Below are 15,437 nucleotides of genomic sequence, written 5' to 3'. Positions count from 1 at the left end.
GCGGCGAAGTGCGCTGACCCCACGTAAATGCGTGCGGATTCTGGCAGTGGCTCACCTCACGTCATTTTAGCAGAAGGGGAGGACGTGGGTCTCAGCGGTTTTGTCGTGTGACCGCTTGAGCCACTCTGTGGCCATCTGGAGATGGCCAATGGTTTGGTCGGGCAGTCAGCTTTGCCAAGAGTTGTCGGTGTCCGAAAGAGAGATCCCGAGCTTCTTGGTTTCGCGATCTATGATTCGGCCTAGTCGAGAGCCCGGTGAAGTATGGAATGTTTGTCTAAGGGCCTCGACGATGCGGCCTCGTATCTTATAGAGTTCGTGGCCCGCGTGGGTGTTTGCGAGAAGTGATTTGAAAATATAAAACATGGCTCGGCGCTCTTCGATGGAGCATGTTTCGACATAGTTTCGGATTTCGACAATGGGTGTGTCACTAAGCGTCTGTAAGTGGCGATGCTGAGAGCCTTTGTCTTGAGACAGCATCTCCAGCGCGGCGCCGAATGTGGGCTTGGGGAACGCCTCTGCGCGAGCGTTGTCTATGGCTACACGGAGAAGCGGATGAGGGCCTTCGAGACCGAAGTCGAGTTCGAACATGACTTTCTCTGCAATGCTCTTGAGGTCGGCTTGGTTGCGATTTATCCATGCTTCAGCGAGCGGTTTGGCCATTTCGCTAAGGCCGCTGTCTTCTGCGAGATGGATGAATGTGCTGGCTGTTTGAAAATCAAGAATATCCATGTTTGACTTGGCGTCCTCAAGAATCGCCTGAATGGTGTCGGTGGGGAGGACTGTGCTCCAGTGAATTTGTTGGTAGGCTTCGGAGAGGTGGGTTGTGAGCCTGCTTCGTCGACGTCTGTTGCTCGCGAAAACTGCGTAGCCTGAGATGTTTTGGTGATTTAGGTGTCCGGTTTTGATGTATGGTAGGAGGATCTGTGTCTCAAAGTCGTCTGGGCGACCAAGGTTGTACCGTCGCAGTAGTTCGCGTGCCTTTTGCTGCTGTTCCGAGAGATTCTCCGGGGATGTGGTCGTCAGTTCAATGGGGGAAAGGGCTTGGGCGAGTGTTATGGGGGTGCTGAGTGTGCCTTGGTCTACCCCGATAAATAGGACGATGCTTGGAATGATGAGTTCCCAGGTGTCATCGGGGATAAGCCCGGTGCTCTCAAGAGCATCATAGGTGCGACGTATTTTCTGGATTGTTCTTATGTTTGTTATTTCGAGCTGTTTGATGCAGTTGCTGAAGATGCTTTGTCGGACTGGCGGAAGGTTCCCAAGGCCGATGGTAACGGTTTCTTCAGTGTCGGTTATCAGGGCGACCTCAATGCCTATGGCCTTTTCTCGAAGCTCGGACCAGTGGGGTGAGGTTGCCAGCTTTGACTTGTTTGCAATGAGGACGATGCGGGCCTGTGGAAGTGTGGCAAGAGAGAGTATGAATCCAATCAGTTCTTTGGGGCTGATTGTGTCTGGCACGCGTTCGATGTCGTCGAATGCGATCACTGGTTGTGCTGGAATGTTGGAGTGTAGAAGATGAAGGAGTGGCTGGAGTTCGGAAAATGATGTGACGAGTTGGAAGTTTTTTGGGAGGCGGTCTCGGACTGCCTGGAATGCCGCCGACAGGAGGTTTGTCTTGATTTTGCCTGAGGTTGATTGTCCGAGCAGGAGGGCGCCAAATGTAGCGGCCTTAAGGGCATGCATTGAGTTGTGGTCCATGCATGATATGTAAATGGGTGTGCGCCCCATCTCTTCCAGTGCTGTGGAAATGTCTCTCCATAGGTGTGTTTTCCCCGTGCCCCAGTCGCCATGGAGGGCAATTGTTGAGGTGTGGGGGAGCTTGATGGCGTTGAGGAGGGCGGTTCGTGATTTTTGGTAGGTCATGGTTCTTGGGGGACGACGGATTAGTCAAAGTTTGTAGTATCGATCAGGGGCGAAGTTGCCACAAGTTGGATTGTGATGCAGTGCCAAGACTGGGGACGATGGGGTGTTGCTCTATGGTAAACGGCTTGCGGGCCACCATCTGCTCCGCGTCTCATTGGGGGCTATTGGCGCTCTTGAGGCACAGCTTCTGCGGCGTGCCCTCCGTCTGTTCAATGAACCGGGCGAAGTCGCGGGCCTTCTGGACGGCCCCGACTAGCTCGGCGGTGTGCTGGTACAGCTCCACTTCGACTTCGTCGGCGAGCTGCCCCTGCCGGTGACACCGACCGATGGCCTGTTCCCACGCGGCGCCATCGGCAGGTGGGTTCACGAACAGCATCCGCGAGAACATCGTCAGGTTCTTGCCTGTCCCGTGCGCGCGGAGTGACGCGACGATAGAGCGCTTCCCACTCTCACGGATGATGGGCGCCGACGCTTCCGGGCCGCCGCCGTAGAAAGGCACGCCCGCCGCCTTCGCGATGCGCTCGCCGAGTTCCGGGAACTCCACCCAGACGATTCCCGGCTGCCCCTTGCGGAGCGCCCACTTCGCCGCGTCCTTCACAATGAAGTCGGACACCCACACCGCCTCGGTGACGTGGACGACGCGTTTGTGAATCTCGCCCCAGGTGGGCCAGGACACCGCGCGCCACGTCGGCAGGTCCCCGTCATAGGGCGGGGACTGGTGGGCGCGAATCGCGGCGCGCACGAGGAGCCCCGGGGAGTCCAGGTGCTCGGCGGGGCGCTTGAGGCGCTCGCGCAGCTCCCGGTTGAACTCCTGTCGCCGTGAGAACCAGCGAAGAATCAGCTCCGGGTCCTGCGGCACGCCCTGAATGGCCGGGTATCGCCAGCGATGGAAGAAGCCGCTCGCGAGCTGCCGTGCGCAGACGACCCGTTGCAGTTCGTCGACGAACTCTTCACCGTCGGGGCGTTGCCCGCCGAGCGCCGTTTGAATGTGGGCGAGCAGCTCGTCGGGGACCTTGCCTGGGTCGCGCGTCCGGATGACCAGGGACATGCCAACGGCGCTTTCGTCCGTGGCCACGACACCCGGCGTCGCGTTACGCCACCGTCGATAGGCGTCGCGCACTCGACGGCGCTCGCGTTCGGCCTCGTTCTCACCTTCGAGCGGGGCGAGTGGGTGTGACGGGTCGACGAGCTTGAGCAGCTCGCCCGGAGGCGCAACGGCATGGCCTGGGTCCAATGCCGCAGCCCACTCTTCGACGACGTGTTGCTTGAGCGGGAGCGGGCTGCCGTCCCGTAGGGCGTACTCCGCGAGGTGGGCGTAGTCCTTGACCGTTCTCGTCGCCAGCGTGCCCGACTGGGCCACGAGACGCGTTTCGGGGTGCTGTTCCAAGTAGCGAAGGAAGCGGCCGGTGCGCGCGCTCTTGCGGTCCTTCAGCTTGTGGGCCTCGTCGCAGACGATGAGGTCCGGCCGGATGCGCGTCAGGAGGTCAGTGCCTTCCTGGGTTGAGAACTTCTCGTAGGTGATGACGTGGAGAACGGGCAAGCCAGGTCGGAACCACCGGCCGCCTGCGAGGTTGGGCAAGCGCCAGTGCCCACCGTAGAAGTGCCAGTCGACGTCGATGAGCTGGGCGCGCAGGTTGGACGGCAGGAGGAGCACTGCGACCTTGCACCCGGGCATGACCAGGGGAAGCAGGAGGTCAATCAGCGTCTTCCCGTGCCCCACGCCAATGGGGAAGAGCCCGCCACCCGTGCGCGCGGCTTCCAGGAGGGCAAGGCGCTGGATGGGGAGCAACGAGGACGGGCACCGTTTCCCCAGCGTCCGGCAGGTGCAACGGGTCTCCTGCGGCGCGCCCAGTGTGGCTTCCAGCGCGACGAAGTCGCCGTCCCCGTAGGCGCGCGAGAGGTCTCGGCGTGGGAGGCCAAGAACCCGCGCGAGGTCCGGAGACCAGCCGACGGGCTGCCCCTTCGCGATGGTGGCGCGGTCACCCGTAAGCCTCGCGAGGGCGATGGGCGTAGCGGTGGCGGAGCGCTCGGCAAGAGTCGACGGGTCTGGGTTCAGCCGGTGGAGAAGTCTCATTTCGATGCAGATGTAAATTGCCCCCAAGGGCAGGTGGCCCTTGAGCAGTTGCGCTGGGTACGTGCAGAAGGGGTCCTGCCTCGTTAAGAGATCAGCCGAGGGCGCCGTAGCTGATTTCAGAAGGCCCTTCTCGATGACAGCCCCCAATCAAGGGGGTGTACCTGGAATGAAAGGAGGCGAAATGTCCGGTAAGAACTGGCATTCCGCAACGCACGAGTGGAAGGACCTGGTTAGGCCGTCAACGAAGGCGAATGCAGTGCGCGCGAAGACGATGCGTGTTGCAGGCATGCCTGTTTCTAAGATCGCCACGCAGCTTGACCTGAGCAGGAGCAGGATCTACGAGCTGTTGAGGCAGTAGGCGCGACGTAGTCTCGTGCTGCTGCGTGCGGGTGCTGTTCTTGCACCCGCGCGAGCGGCAATTGCCTTTGTGCTGATGGCGCTAGCGAACGCCGCGAACGACCACGTCGAAGGACGGTTCGAGCGCCTCGACGATGACCTGCATCAGCTCCGACTGGGCGACCCCGAGCGCGGTGTAGATACCGGGAGGGGGCAGCTCGGCACGTGCGGCCATCGCGAGCGCGCCGCGCCACTTCCCGAAGCCGAGCGACGAGTCGGAGCCCGCGAAGCGCACGTCGTCGACGCCGCCCGCTTCGGCGACCTTGCGGTGCATGTCGTCGACGTAGCCAGTGAGGGACTCGTGACTTGACCCGTCATGCTTGGTCGGCACGCAGTCGACGAAGAGAACACGAAGGTCACTCTTGAGTTCTAGCTGCTCGGGCTCGGGAGCCTTGCGCGGGCGCCCTCGTCGCTTCGGCGCGGGCTGCTCGGCGACCTCGGAGGCCACCTGGACGGGCGCGGGCTGCGGCGCGTCGGGGGGCAGGACGGCAGGCAGGTCAACCGCGGCGACGGTGGTGGGGACGGACTCGGAAGGCTTGCTGAGCAGCTTATCACGCAGGGACATCGGTCTGTTCTCTCCTGTGAGGCACTTCGCCATGAACGGACACCCGCCGTACTTGGTGCAGGCGGGGCCGTAGTTCGCGGGCACGTCGGCAGCTCGGGCGGCTTGCGCGTGCGTCTTCATCGCTTCGACCTGGGGCTCGACCTTGGTCCGCCACTCGCGCGCGACGTGCCCGACAGGCACGGAGGCGAGGACGGATACAGCAAGGCGCTGGCCCCGGGTCTGGTAGTAGATGTGCTCCAGCTCCAGCTCGCGCAGGCCCGGGAAGCGGTCGACCTGGCTGAGTGCCCACGCGGCATAGCCGACCATTTGCAGGCCCGGTTCTGTGTTGGCGTCGGCGAGTTGCTCGGGCGTCGCGGCGTTTCTTGCGACGTTGCTCGTGAACTTGTGGTCGGTGATTCGCAGCACGCCGTCAGTGGCGAGCTGTCGTGTGTCCACGAGGTCGATGAACCCAGTGAACGGGATGCCACCCGCCGTCAGTGGCGGGGCACCGTCGAGGGGCTGTTCGACGAGCAGGTCAGGGCCGGGAGTCGGCAGGAGATGGGCACCTGACTTCGCGAACGCGCCGAGCACGTCTTCGCCCGTCGACAGGAAGTGCTCAAGCTGCGCGTGACCTTCGGTGCCGACCTGCTGCGCCCCCGTGGTGGGCTCGGGCAACCGCAACACCTTGGCGAAGTACCAAGCACGGGGGCACAGCTTGTGTTTCTTGAGCTGGGACACGCTCAATCGTTGGATGAGCCCTGCGATGACCGAGGGGCCGCGAGTCGGAGCTTCAACGGAGGGCGTCACCCTCCCTAAATGAGTGCGGCTTTCGAGAGTGGCTCAGCTTCTTGAGGGTGCGATGGACATGCGAAGGTCTAGGACGTGGCCTCCTGATGCCGGAGGTAGTGGGGCCTATCGCAAGGTAAGTTTGTTATCTGTTTATCGTGCTGCTGTGCATGTGCAATTAATCCGTGACTTGTCTAGAGCGAATACCGACCATGTGAGCATTGCGGTGGTTCCGTGCGGCACGGCCAGTTCTTTGATCTCGGGACTGGCCAATTTGGTGTACATACAGACGGTGGATGTGAAAGACAGCATGGTTCTTATGTCGCATCCCTTGCGGGCGTCAGTTGGCGGTTGGAATGTGACGCCGGGGATAGAGGTCTTTGGCGGAGGCTTAGTCAGTGTTTCGAGTGCCTCCTGGCGGAGATCGATGGATTCTTCTGCTGTTGCCGCGAGCTTTGCAGTTAGTACTTCAATTTGTCTTTGGGCTTTTTCACGTTCCTCCTGGTGTGATGCGATGTCACCTTTGGTCTTGGCTTGAAGCGTGCTGAACTTACTCTCTGCCTCCTGTGCATTGCGTTTTAGGGAGGCGGCCTCTCTTTCCTTTGTCTCTAGCTGTTTCTTGAGTTCAAGAAATCTGTCGACGTTGGCTAGTTCTTCTTTTGCCCAGTCCTTGAGCTGATTCTCCTCACCCTCTTTTGCGAGGAATCGTAAGAGTTGCTGACGAGTCTCCGCAGGCTTTGTGATGTCTAGGGCCAGTCCCAGATATAGGATATTGATGTCGACCTTTGCTTTTTGGCGGCCGATTTCGATTTGGTGAGTTTTTTCTATCTCGGCAAGTTTGATCTGATGGGTCTTTTCGATCTCTGCGAGTTTGATGTTGTAGTAGGTTGCGGATGCAGATGTGCATGCGGCGAAAACGGCCGCAACTCCAGCACCAGTCCAAGTTCTCCACCAAGGTGCTGGCGCTGCCGCTTTCTCATCCTCTTTCTCCTCCCATGCAAATATCATTGTGTGATCTTTCTGTGTGTGCGTCGTCTGGTTCGTTGTCTCGTCAGTCGAAAGGCAGGCGCTGGGTAGAATAGCATGTGCCTGCTGACGGCGGTTAAGATGCTGCTTTGCAACGTTTGGCCGGCTAAAGGGCTTTTCGCCGCTCGCCGCGCTTCTCCATCGGCGCGTTCTTCAGCTCGTCCGGCACGTAGTAGACGAGCGGCCGTGTCCCATCCCCCATCCGGCGCTGGCCTCGGGTGAAGTGCAACGACTTCAGGGCCGCCCCAATCTCCCGCGAGAACTTCAGGTCGACCTGAGCGGGGTGGAGGGCGAAGGCTTCGACGCCGACCTGGAGCAACGTCACGTCCGAGGGGCGCCTGTCGGCCGGCATCTCCAGCAGCCATTTCAGGATGACTTCCTTTCGGCTGTCCCCCACGTTCTCCATCCGAAGCGCGGCCTGTTGCTCGGCCCCGGCCGCTTCTTCGTTGCTCAGCCACCACTCCTCGCCCTTGTGGAAGCGCGCGACGGCCTCAGCCCAAATCTGGTTGCGGTCGCGCGCGAGGGCTTTGGTGTCGATGTGGCTGCACTTCACCGGCCAGAAGCGCCGATGCCCAGTGGGGTCTCGCAGGTAGTCGTCGTCGTTCGTGGTGCCGACGAAGATGCACCGACGCGGGCTCTTCACGTTGGCTCGCGCGTAGGGCGGCCGGTAGGTGTCCTCAATCCGGGTGATGAACGCCTTGAGGGCCTGGTCCTCGCTCTTCCGGAACGTGCTCAGCTCCGCCAGTTCGATGAACCAGAACTGAGAGGCCAGCATCGCGCTGTCCTTGCTGGTGACGTCGATGGTCGCATCGCTGAAGTACCTGCCGCCCAGAATCTGGAACGCCGTCGACTTCCGAAGGCCCTGGGGACCCTCAAGAATCATGACCGTGTCGACCTTGCATCCGGGGCGTAGGGCGCGCGCGACGGCAGAGATGGCGAACTTCGCGCCGACGGCCCGCAGGTAGCCGGGCTCACCCCGCGCGCCGAAGTACGTCACGAGCAGCTCGTCGAGCCGCGGCGTCCCATCCCAGACCAGTCCCGCGAGGTAGTCGGCCACCGGGTCGTAGCTGTTGGCCTTCGCCACGGCGAGGAGCTGCTGGGCGACAACGTGGGCCTTCGGCATCAGGCCGAGCTGCCCGTACTTGCTGAGCTGAATCCAGTTGGCAACGAGCACGTCGAGCGTTTCCAGGTCCACCCTGGGGCCGAGCGGGCTGGCTTCCACTTCGAGCCCCTTCGTCACTTCGTTGAAGCGGAAGACGCCGCGCCATTCGGGGGACTTGAGGAGCACCGTGAAGACGTTCGCCTCGCAGTTGCGAATGCGCTTGCCGCCGTCCTTCGTGATGTCGAGCAGCAGCTCCCCCACCCAGGCGTCGGGGTCCGGGGCGTCTTCCTCGAAGCCGGGGGCGTCGATGGAGAGCGAGGCAGGCGTGCTCCCGCCAAGGGCCTCCCAGATGGCGCGGTTATCGGCGAGCTGCGACGCATCCCGGGCCCGACGGCGTTCCTTGTGGCGCCGCAGCTTGAAGAGGGCCTGCTCGCACAGGTGCTCCGTCCCTTCCTGCCAGTCCGTGGCCGCGAAGGACGCACGGAACAGCTCGACGATGGCGGATTCGGGCGTGGCGAGCGGCAGGACGAAGGCCGCGCATGACATCAGGGCGTTCAGGGCGTTGTCTTGGCCGCCGACAGGGGCCAGGGGCTCACCGGCAAGGGCTCGGCGCACGAGGTCGATATGCTCGGGCTTCCGGATGCGCCGCAGAAGGGCCCTCAGTTCGTGCAGGTCGGTCGGAGAGGCATCCGGGGGTGGGGGAGTAGCCGGAAGGCCCGAACGTGCCATGGCGAGTAGCCCGTCGACGTCCAGGGGCATTCCCTCGCCACTGAGGGCCATGGGCTCGACTCCCTCGGGGGCGTCCGGCAGGAAGTAGAGGCGCGCCAGGTCCTTCGTGGCCGGGTCGGCGGGGAGGTCGAGGAGGCGGATTGCGGCCTCGCGAACGGCGGACCACTCCCGGGGCATGACGGGCCGGGACAACGGCATGACGAGCCGCAGGCAGTAGTCCTCGGGCGGGCGATTGCTGTGCGTCGAGTGGACCGCGAAGGCCAGTCCCCGGTTCCTGACGGCATCCAGGCAGGAGAGCTGCGACGAGCCGAGGTGGTCCAGGTCGAACACGGCGACGGTGACGGCGCGCACGTTCTCGGTGCGTCGTCGCTCGACGATGTCGACGGGGCTCCATGCCGGGCCGTTCTTCGCGGGACACCCACGAGGGCAGGGGGGAGTCGGGCACTGACTGCGACGGTGGGCGACGAGCTTTGCTGACAGCTCGGGCCACGAGAGTTCCGCGACTTGCGGCACGTTGTCTTGCGCGGACGCGTAGAAGGCGACCTTCAGCCGGTGGGCATGAAGGGGCGAGGGGACGGGCTTCGGGGCGGAAACGTCGAGTGGTTGGTTCACCCCTGCTAAATGCGTGCGACTTCTCGCAGTGGCCCGCGTGCTCGCTTTGTTCACCGGCAGGAGGGGTGTCAGCTTGTCACTCGTCAAAAAGGCTGTTTTGCTAAACCCCTTAGCTCCCCCTGCCTCTTCTCCTCCCTTATACTACTTCACCTTCTTATTCTTTAGAGAGATAGAGAGAGTAAAGAGAAGAGAGGATAGACAGTTGACTAGATAAGGTCGGTTTTGAGCTGAGGTCGCTACCTCGGGCTCGACTCGCCCCTTCTGCTGCTGCCGCCCGCTTCGTTGGGCCACGGTGAGAAGTCACACGCATTTACTCGGAGACGGCACTCATGCCGTTGGGCTGCCGCTGCGCGGTCCAATTCCGAGGGGCGATGTATCACCGTGTCTGAGACTGCGTGTGAATCGGGTGGGGTCGGCATGGCGCGTGCTAACGGCGCGGCGATGTTTCACTCGCCCAATTGTATCAGGGCCAGCGCTGAGAGGGCCCTTGCACGATACGGGTACGCCACTGAGGCAGCACAGCAGACTGTCCTCGTGTCGCGCATCATGCAGGCCCGGGAGGATGGGGACGCTGCACTGGAGCGACGCCTGTCCGCCGAGCTGCTTGTGTCCGTTCGTCCAGTCATCCGCCGCGCAGTCGGAAAGTGCCTGTCGTTCGCGGGCACTCTGTCCCCTGAAGATCTCGAACAGGTCGCTGTGATGGCCGTGCTTCGCACCGTCGACAAGTTCGACCCCACGAGGGGCCGGCAGTCATTCGGCGAGGTCGCGTACTTCCGCGCGAGGACCGCCTGTGAACAGTACGCGCGATTGCACGCGAGCGACGTTCACCCGAGCGATGGCGCGCACAAAGGCCGCACCGTTCGTTCAACCCCTTGCACCGGAAGTAGCGCCATTCGAATCCAGCGCATAGATATGCCGTCTCATTTCTCGGACGGTGCCCTGGGCTGCGACCCGTTGGTCGATGCGCTGGAAGCCGCACTCGGCGAGAGGTCGGGGCGAGATGTCGACGACGAGACGCCCGAAGCAATGCTGCTGGCTGCTGAGCGACGCTCCCTCGTGTTCGAGGCCGTGCGGCAGTTGGCTCCCGAGCAGCGAGAGCTGGTGTCGAGCGTGTTCGGCATCAACCGCCCCGCGCAGTCGGTGCGCTCCGTGGCCGAAGCATGGGGCGCGCCAAAGAGCCGAGTCGACAGGATGCTGGCGCGGGCCCTGGGGGAGCTGCGAGAGCTGCTCGTCTGCGGGGAAATTTAGTTAAGGACGCCCTGCGGTTCAGTGGGACTGCGTCATCAACAGCGTGATGTCTTCGATGTCTTTGGGTCGCCCGGTTCCAGTCTTCAATCGGATAAGGCTCGGGCGGGCGATGACTCTTGCCTTGTGGAATCCGATTCTCGCATGGCTTGCATTCTGCCATTCCACCTCGAAATCCGTATCTGGATTCGGGGTGACCAGATCTACGAGAAACTCGGCCGTATTGATGTGAACCTGCTGGGTCGGCCGGGTGAGTTGTTCGATGGGGCCAAGGGGCGTAAGTGATAGCTGAGCGAAGCTACGAAACACACGCTGCGCGTTACTGGGCGTGGCGTCGATGAGGAGATCGAGGTCTCGGGCGATGCGGATTGGCGCGTAGTGGCGCACCGCGAGTCCTCCGATCACGAGGAATCGAACCGCTTGATCGCAGAGCGCGGCGACCAAGCGGAGATTTCCGCCGAAGACGGTTAGCTGTGGCTCCAAATGGAACCCCCTCGTGAGGCGGATAGTTGCGTCATTTTGCTTTGGGAGTCTTCGTGGGCCCAGAGATAAGAACAGGCTCCAGGAATGTTGCTGTCGTATTCCAAGACATAAGCTCGTTGCCGCAACTGGGGCAGTCCATCGAGTCTTTATCTCGTGCGGGTAGTTCCCTTTTTCCCACGCGGAAGATTGCGCCACAATGACTACAGGTCTTCTCAACTTCGGATGGCATCTCTGGTCGCTCCTCTTTGAAGGCTCTGCGCGGCACCCTTCGGCTTCCGAGAATACTACGCCAATGCCAGTAGTGCGGCTTGAAGGCGGAAGGGCAGTGATGCCGTCGATGTTGCGGAGGGCATTCCGCTGTGGGTGAAATTTCCTCTGGGTTGCCCCCCGGGGCGGATTTTCTGTCTGGGGCGGCTTCCTGGCTTGCTCGGAGCGCACCCACTTTCAGAAAATTTTGAGAAAAACCGCTGGGCTGATGCGTTTTGTTGGGCGCACCCCTGAAAAAGGCCGCGAAACCGCACTCATTTAGTTGAGGTGGCGCGACCGACCAAACTCACCCCTGAGCTTCAGAAGCAGATCTGCGACTACTTGAGGTCCGGCTTGTTCCGCCGTGCGGCTGCGGGCCTCGTGGGCGTCGACGAGCAGACCGTCTCCCGTTGGTTCCACCGTGGCGCAAGCGAGCAGCGCGGCCTCTACCGCGAGTTCTTCGTCGCGGTGAACCGGGCCGAAGCCGAGTTCATGCAGGGCGCGACGGAGACGCTCCAGGCCGCCGCCACGACGAACCCCAAACACGTCCAGTGGCTCCTGAGCCGTCGGTTCCCCGAACTCTACGGGCGGAAGGACAACGTCGAGGCGAAGAGTCCCGAGGACCAGTCCGCCGACACCGCCGCGTTGCGCGAGCTGCTGATTGACCGGCTGGGGAAGTTCCTTCCCGACGAGCCTCCCGCGCCCACCGATGCCGCCACGCCCCCGCAGCCCACAACGAAGGGGGCGAGTGATGCGTAGCGTGCTCACTGGGGCCTGGGGGAAGTTCGCCGAGGGACTCGCCCCCCACGAGTCGCCCGCGTCAAGGATGGTCCAGACGGCGGGCTCCCGCGCGCAGCTCGCGAAGCTGTTCGGCGGGCTCGACGACAAGGAAGTGGAGCTGCTCGTCTACGACCTCGACTTCTGGGCGCGGCGCGAGCAGACCCCTCCGGACAAGTTCTCGACGTGCTTTGTCATGGCCGGGCGCGGCTTCGGGAAGACGTGGTGCGGAGCGCGGTGGGTCATCAAAAAGGCGTGGCAGGCGAAGAGCGTCGGGGCGCTGATTGGCCCGACGGCGGCGGACGTGCGCGACACGATGATTCGCGGTTCGTCCGGCATCCTGGCCCTGTCGCCCCCGTGGTTCACCCCGAAGTATGAGCCCTCGAAGCGGCGGGTGACGTGGCCCAACGGCGTCTATGCCATCTGCTACTCGGCGGATAAGCCCGACCGACTGCGCGGCCCGAATGCCGGGTGGGGATGGGGCGACGAGCCCGCTTCGTGGAAACACGACATGGCGGCGGTGGACCAGCTCCCCCTGGTGCTGCGCATCGGCACGCGCGAGGACCCGCCGCAGCTCCTGCTCACGGGGACGCCCAGGCCGCTGAAGAAGATTGAAGAGCTGCTCTTCGCGAACACGGAGACCCAGGAGTTGAAGCCGGGCGTCGTGCTTCGCACGGGCTCGTCACTGAGCAATGCGGCCAACCTGGCGCCTTCCGCCGTGGCCAACATGCGCGCGCTGGCGGGGACTCGCTGGGGTCAGCAAGAGGTACTCGGGCGCCTGCTGATGGACGTGCCGGGCGCCATCTTCGGCTCGGCGAAGTGGAAGCGCGTCGCTGCGGACCCGCACGAGTATGCCCAGCAATTGGACAGGCGAATCGTCAGCGTCGACCCGAGCCCCACCAGCGAAACCGGCTCGGACGAAACGGGAATCATCGTCCAGGGGTGCAAGTCGAGCGCGCTCTTCGGGGCAGACAACGTGCCGCTCAAGCGCGTGTCGGTGCTCGCGGACCTGTCACGCCGGGCCAGTCCTCGTGAGTGGGCGACGACGGCCATCCGCGCCTATCTGGAGTGGGGCTGCGACGCGCTCGTGGTGGAGGTGAACACGGGTGGGGAGATGGTGGAGACGCTTATCAGCACCGTCGCGGGCGAGATGGGTGTCAGCGTCAACGTGAAGCCCGTCCGGGCTACGAGCGCGAAGAGCAAGCGCGCCGAGCCGGTGTCCGCCCTGGCCGAAGCGGGCCGCGTCGAGTTCGTCGGGACATTTCCCAAGCTGGAGCAGCAGCTCAGCAAGTTCACCGGCATCAACGGGCGCCGCGATGACCGGGCCGACGCCTTCTGTTGGGGCGTCCACGACCTCGTGTTCGCCGAGCAGTTCTTCGCGGTGTGAGGTTCTCCATGGGGTTGTTGGACAGGATGCGCGCCGCGCTGGGCGGTGGTGCGAAGCGGAAGGGGACGGGGCTGGAGCTGAGCCGGTGGACGTCGGCCCCACCGCGCCGCGAGGTGCCCGCGCTGCTCGCCGCATATGCGGAGATGCCGTGGCTGGGGACCATCGTCGACACGGTGGGCGATGCCTTCGCGGACGTGACGTGGCGCGCCTTCGTGCGGCAGGACCCCACGACGCGGAAGGCGCTCGTCGACGTATCGCTGCGGCGGGCCTGCGGCGACGTGCGGCGGGAGCGGTTGAAGTCGCTCGTCGATGGGGCCGGTGCGGTGGAACTGCCGGACCATCCCCTGTTGCGGCTGCTCGCGGACCCGAACGACTACATGACGGGCCGCGACTTCGCGAAGCTGTTCTGCCTGCACTACGACCTGGTGGGCGAGTTCTTCGCCGTTGTCGAGGAACTGGCCGGTGTCCCTGTGGGACTGTGGCCGGTGCCGCCCGACTGTGTGCTCGCGCTGCCGGACCTATCCAAGCCGAAGTCAGAACGCACGTACACGGTGACAGCAGGTGGGCGCCTGTTCTCGCTTCCCGCCGCGAGCGTGGTCTACGTGAAGCGGTTGAATCCGGCAGACCCGCTCGGCCGCGGCATCGGCATCGCCTATGCGCTCGGCGACGAGGTCGACACGGACGAGCACGCCGCGCGCTTCACTAAGAATGCCTTCTTCAACAACATGCTGCCGGGCGCGGTCATCGCCATTGAGGGGTTCAACGAGGGGCAGGCCGGGCCCGCGCGCGCCTTCAAGGAAAGCCTCGCGCGCGAGTACGGAGGCCCCGCCAACGCTGGCCGGGTGATGATTACGAGCGGCAAGACAACCTTCGCTCGGCTCGACACTCCGTTCCGCGACATGCAGCTCGTCGAGTTGCGCCGCTTCCTGATGGACTTCGTTCGCATGGTGTACCGCGTGCCTCCGGAGATTGTAGGCGACGTGACGAGCAGCAACAAGGCGACGAGCTACGCCGCGCGTGAGCATCTCGCGGAACAGGCGACCAAGCCGCGCGCGGAAGTCTTCCTGGCGTCGATGCAGAAGAGTCTTGCGCCGCGCTTCGGTGACGACGTGCTGCTCTCCTACGACTCGCCCGTACCCGCCGACCGTGAGCATCGGCTGCGGGTGATGGGCACGCTTCCGAGTGCCTTCACGTTCGACGAGTGGCGCACCGAAGCGGGCTTCAAGCCTCACCCCGAGCGCCAGGGGTTCGCGGAGTTGCTGCCGGGCCAGAAGCCCAACGAGTCAGGTCAGACGCCGACGCCCGCCGAGGGCATCTCAGCGGAGGCCCACGCGGAAGCCGAAAAGGGCACCTGAGCCAATCACGGAAGCCGCACGCATTTACAGGGGGAATGCCTGCACCCATTACACGCTCCCTTCGGCTGAGCGCCGTTCGCAAGGATGCGGCGACGTTGAGCGCTGTCGAGTCCATCGGCGGTCGACGCGTCTACAAGTTCCGTGCGAGTGACGGCGACTTCGACCGCTACTCGGACCGGCTCAACGTGAAGGGCTGGCGCGTCGACGGGTACAACGCCAACGGCGTCGTCCTCTTCAATCACGACGACGGGGCCGAAGCCGCTTCGTCGGGTGCCGAGCCGCAGTTGCCCATCGGCAAGGGGCGAGTCTACGTCGAGGGCGACGCGTTGATGGTCGACGTCGAGTTCGACGACGAGGACGAGTTCGCGAAGAAGGTCGAGCGCAAGGTCGCCAAGGGCATCCTGAACGCGGTCTCCGTCCGCTACCTCATGCTCCCGGGCCAGTACCGGCAGAACGAGCGGGGCGGCTACGACTGCGACGCGCAAGAGCTGCTCGAAGTCTCGATTGTGACCATTCCAGGCAACGCGCGGGCTGTGCGCGCGAAGTCCTTCGAGGACGAAGGCGAAGACGTCGTCGAGCGGATTGCCGCGCGCGTCGTTGAGCTGCTCGACGCACGCGCCGAAGCGAAGTCGACGGACGACGAGGAGCCCGAGCCGGAACAGGCCGACGAGCCCGCGTCCGAGACGGAAGAACCGCCTGCCGAATCGCCAAAGGCAGACGACGAGGAAGACGACAAGGCGAAGGGTTTCAACGCCTCCGACGCTGCGAAGAGCTTCGTCGAGGCATTCAAGAGCTACATCCGAGGAGTGTGA

Annotated in this window: 11 protein-coding genes; 5 read left to right on the top strand and 6 right to left on the bottom strand. The window is 63.3% G+C overall.

What is annotated here, in order from left to right; all coding sequences use genetic code 11:
• Window positions 1–165: 165 nt before the first annotated feature.
• From HUA78_RS36045 to HUA78_RS36025, 5 genes are all read right to left on the bottom strand, one after another.
• Window positions 166–1,863, bottom strand: a complete 1,698-nt coding sequence (locus HUA78_RS36045) for an ATP-binding protein (RefSeq protein ID WP_174478268.1) — start codon at window positions 1,861–1,863, stop codon at window positions 166–168.
• Window positions 1,864–2,014: 151 nt separating this feature from the next.
• Entirely contained in the window at window positions 2,015–3,937 is a 1,923-nt protein-coding gene (locus tag HUA78_RS36040; RefSeq protein ID WP_174478267.1) for a helicase, read from the bottom strand.
• A gap of 439 nt (window positions 3,938–4,376) precedes the next feature.
• Window positions 4,377–5,615, bottom strand: a complete 1,239-nt coding sequence (locus tag HUA78_RS36035) for a PD-(D/E)XK nuclease family protein (RefSeq protein ID WP_371745745.1) — start codon at window positions 5,613–5,615, stop codon at window positions 4,377–4,379.
• 201 nt (window positions 5,616–5,816) lie between these two features.
• Window positions 5,817–6,671 carry a hypothetical protein gene (locus tag HUA78_RS36030; RefSeq protein WP_174478265.1) on the bottom strand — a complete coding sequence of 285 codons (855 nt, stop codon included), beginning with the start codon at window positions 6,669–6,671 and terminating at the stop codon, window positions 5,817–5,819.
• Between the two features lie 124 nt (window positions 6,672–6,795).
• A complete protein-coding gene (locus HUA78_RS36025; protein ID WP_371745744.1) occupies window positions 6,796–9,132 on the bottom strand; it encodes a VapE domain-containing protein in 2,337 nt (778 codons plus the stop codon).
• 534 nt (window positions 9,133–9,666) lie between these two features.
• On the opposite strand from HUA78_RS36025, the gene HUA78_RS36020 reads away from it, so the two are divergent.
• Window positions 9,667–10,380, top strand: coding sequence for a sigma-70 family RNA polymerase sigma factor (locus tag HUA78_RS36020; RefSeq protein WP_174478264.1), 714 nt, complete (start codon window positions 9,667–9,669; stop codon window positions 10,378–10,380).
• A gap of 18 nt (window positions 10,381–10,398) precedes the next feature.
• On the opposite strand, the gene HUA78_RS36015 is transcribed toward HUA78_RS36020, so the two are convergent.
• A complete protein-coding gene (locus tag HUA78_RS36015; RefSeq protein ID WP_174478263.1) occupies window positions 10,399–10,821 on the bottom strand; it encodes a hypothetical protein in 423 nt (140 codons plus the stop codon).
• A gap of 639 nt (window positions 10,822–11,460) precedes the next feature.
• Here HUA78_RS36015 and HUA78_RS36010 point away from each other — a divergent pair.
• From HUA78_RS36010 to HUA78_RS35995, 4 genes are read left to right on the top strand one after another with little or no spacing between them, the layout of a single operon-like run.
• Window positions 11,461–11,865, top strand: a complete 405-nt coding sequence (locus tag HUA78_RS36010) for a hypothetical protein (RefSeq protein WP_254624087.1) — start codon at window positions 11,461–11,463, stop codon at window positions 11,863–11,865.
• Window positions 11,858–13,270 (top strand): terminase large subunit domain-containing protein, encoded by a 1,413-nt coding sequence (locus HUA78_RS36005; protein WP_174478261.1) that lies wholly within the window; start codon window positions 11,858–11,860, stop codon window positions 13,268–13,270. The genes HUA78_RS36010 and HUA78_RS36005 overlap by 8 nt, the downstream gene beginning before the upstream one ends.
• Before the next feature lie 8 nt (window positions 13,271–13,278).
• Window positions 13,279–14,625 carry a phage portal protein gene (locus HUA78_RS36000; protein ID WP_254624086.1) on the top strand — a complete coding sequence of 449 codons (1,347 nt, stop codon included), beginning with the start codon at window positions 13,279–13,281 and terminating at the stop codon, window positions 14,623–14,625.
• Between the two features lie 35 nt (window positions 14,626–14,660).
• A complete protein-coding gene (locus HUA78_RS35995; RefSeq protein ID WP_174478260.1) occupies window positions 14,661–15,437 on the top strand; it encodes an HK97 family phage prohead protease in 777 nt (258 codons plus the stop codon).

It is taken from the genome of Myxococcus sp. CA033 (genome assembly GCF_013336625.1).
Taxonomy (GTDB): domain Bacteria; phylum Myxococcota; class Myxococcia; order Myxococcales; family Myxococcaceae; genus Myxococcus; species Myxococcus llanfairpwllgwyngyllgogerychwyrndrobwllllantysiliogogogochensis.
This window is presented reverse-complemented; position numbering and strand designations above follow the sequence as displayed.

Bases quoted from the DNA above. Each gene is read 5' to 3' on its own strand.
- HUA78_RS36005 (WP_174478261.1), top strand. From the start codon at position 11,858: ATGCGTAGCGTGCTCACTGGGGCCTGGGGGAAGTTCGCCGAGGGACTC.
- HUA78_RS36030 (WP_174478265.1), bottom strand. From the start codon at position 6,671: ATGATATTTGCATGGGAGGAGAAAGAGGATGAGAAAGCGGCAGCGCCA.
- HUA78_RS36045 (WP_174478268.1), bottom strand. From the start codon at position 1,863: ATGACCTACCAAAAATCACGAACCGCCCTCCTCAACGCCATCAAGCTC.
- HUA78_RS35995 (WP_174478260.1), top strand. From the start codon at position 14,661: ATGCCTGCACCCATTACACGCTCCCTTCGGCTGAGCGCCGTTCGCAAG.
- HUA78_RS36040 (WP_174478267.1), bottom strand. From the start codon at position 3,937: ATGAGACTTCTCCACCGGCTGAACCCAGACCCGTCGACTCTTGCCGAG.
- HUA78_RS36000 (WP_254624086.1), top strand. From the start codon at position 13,279: ATGGGGTTGTTGGACAGGATGCGCGCCGCGCTGGGCGGTGGTGCGAAG.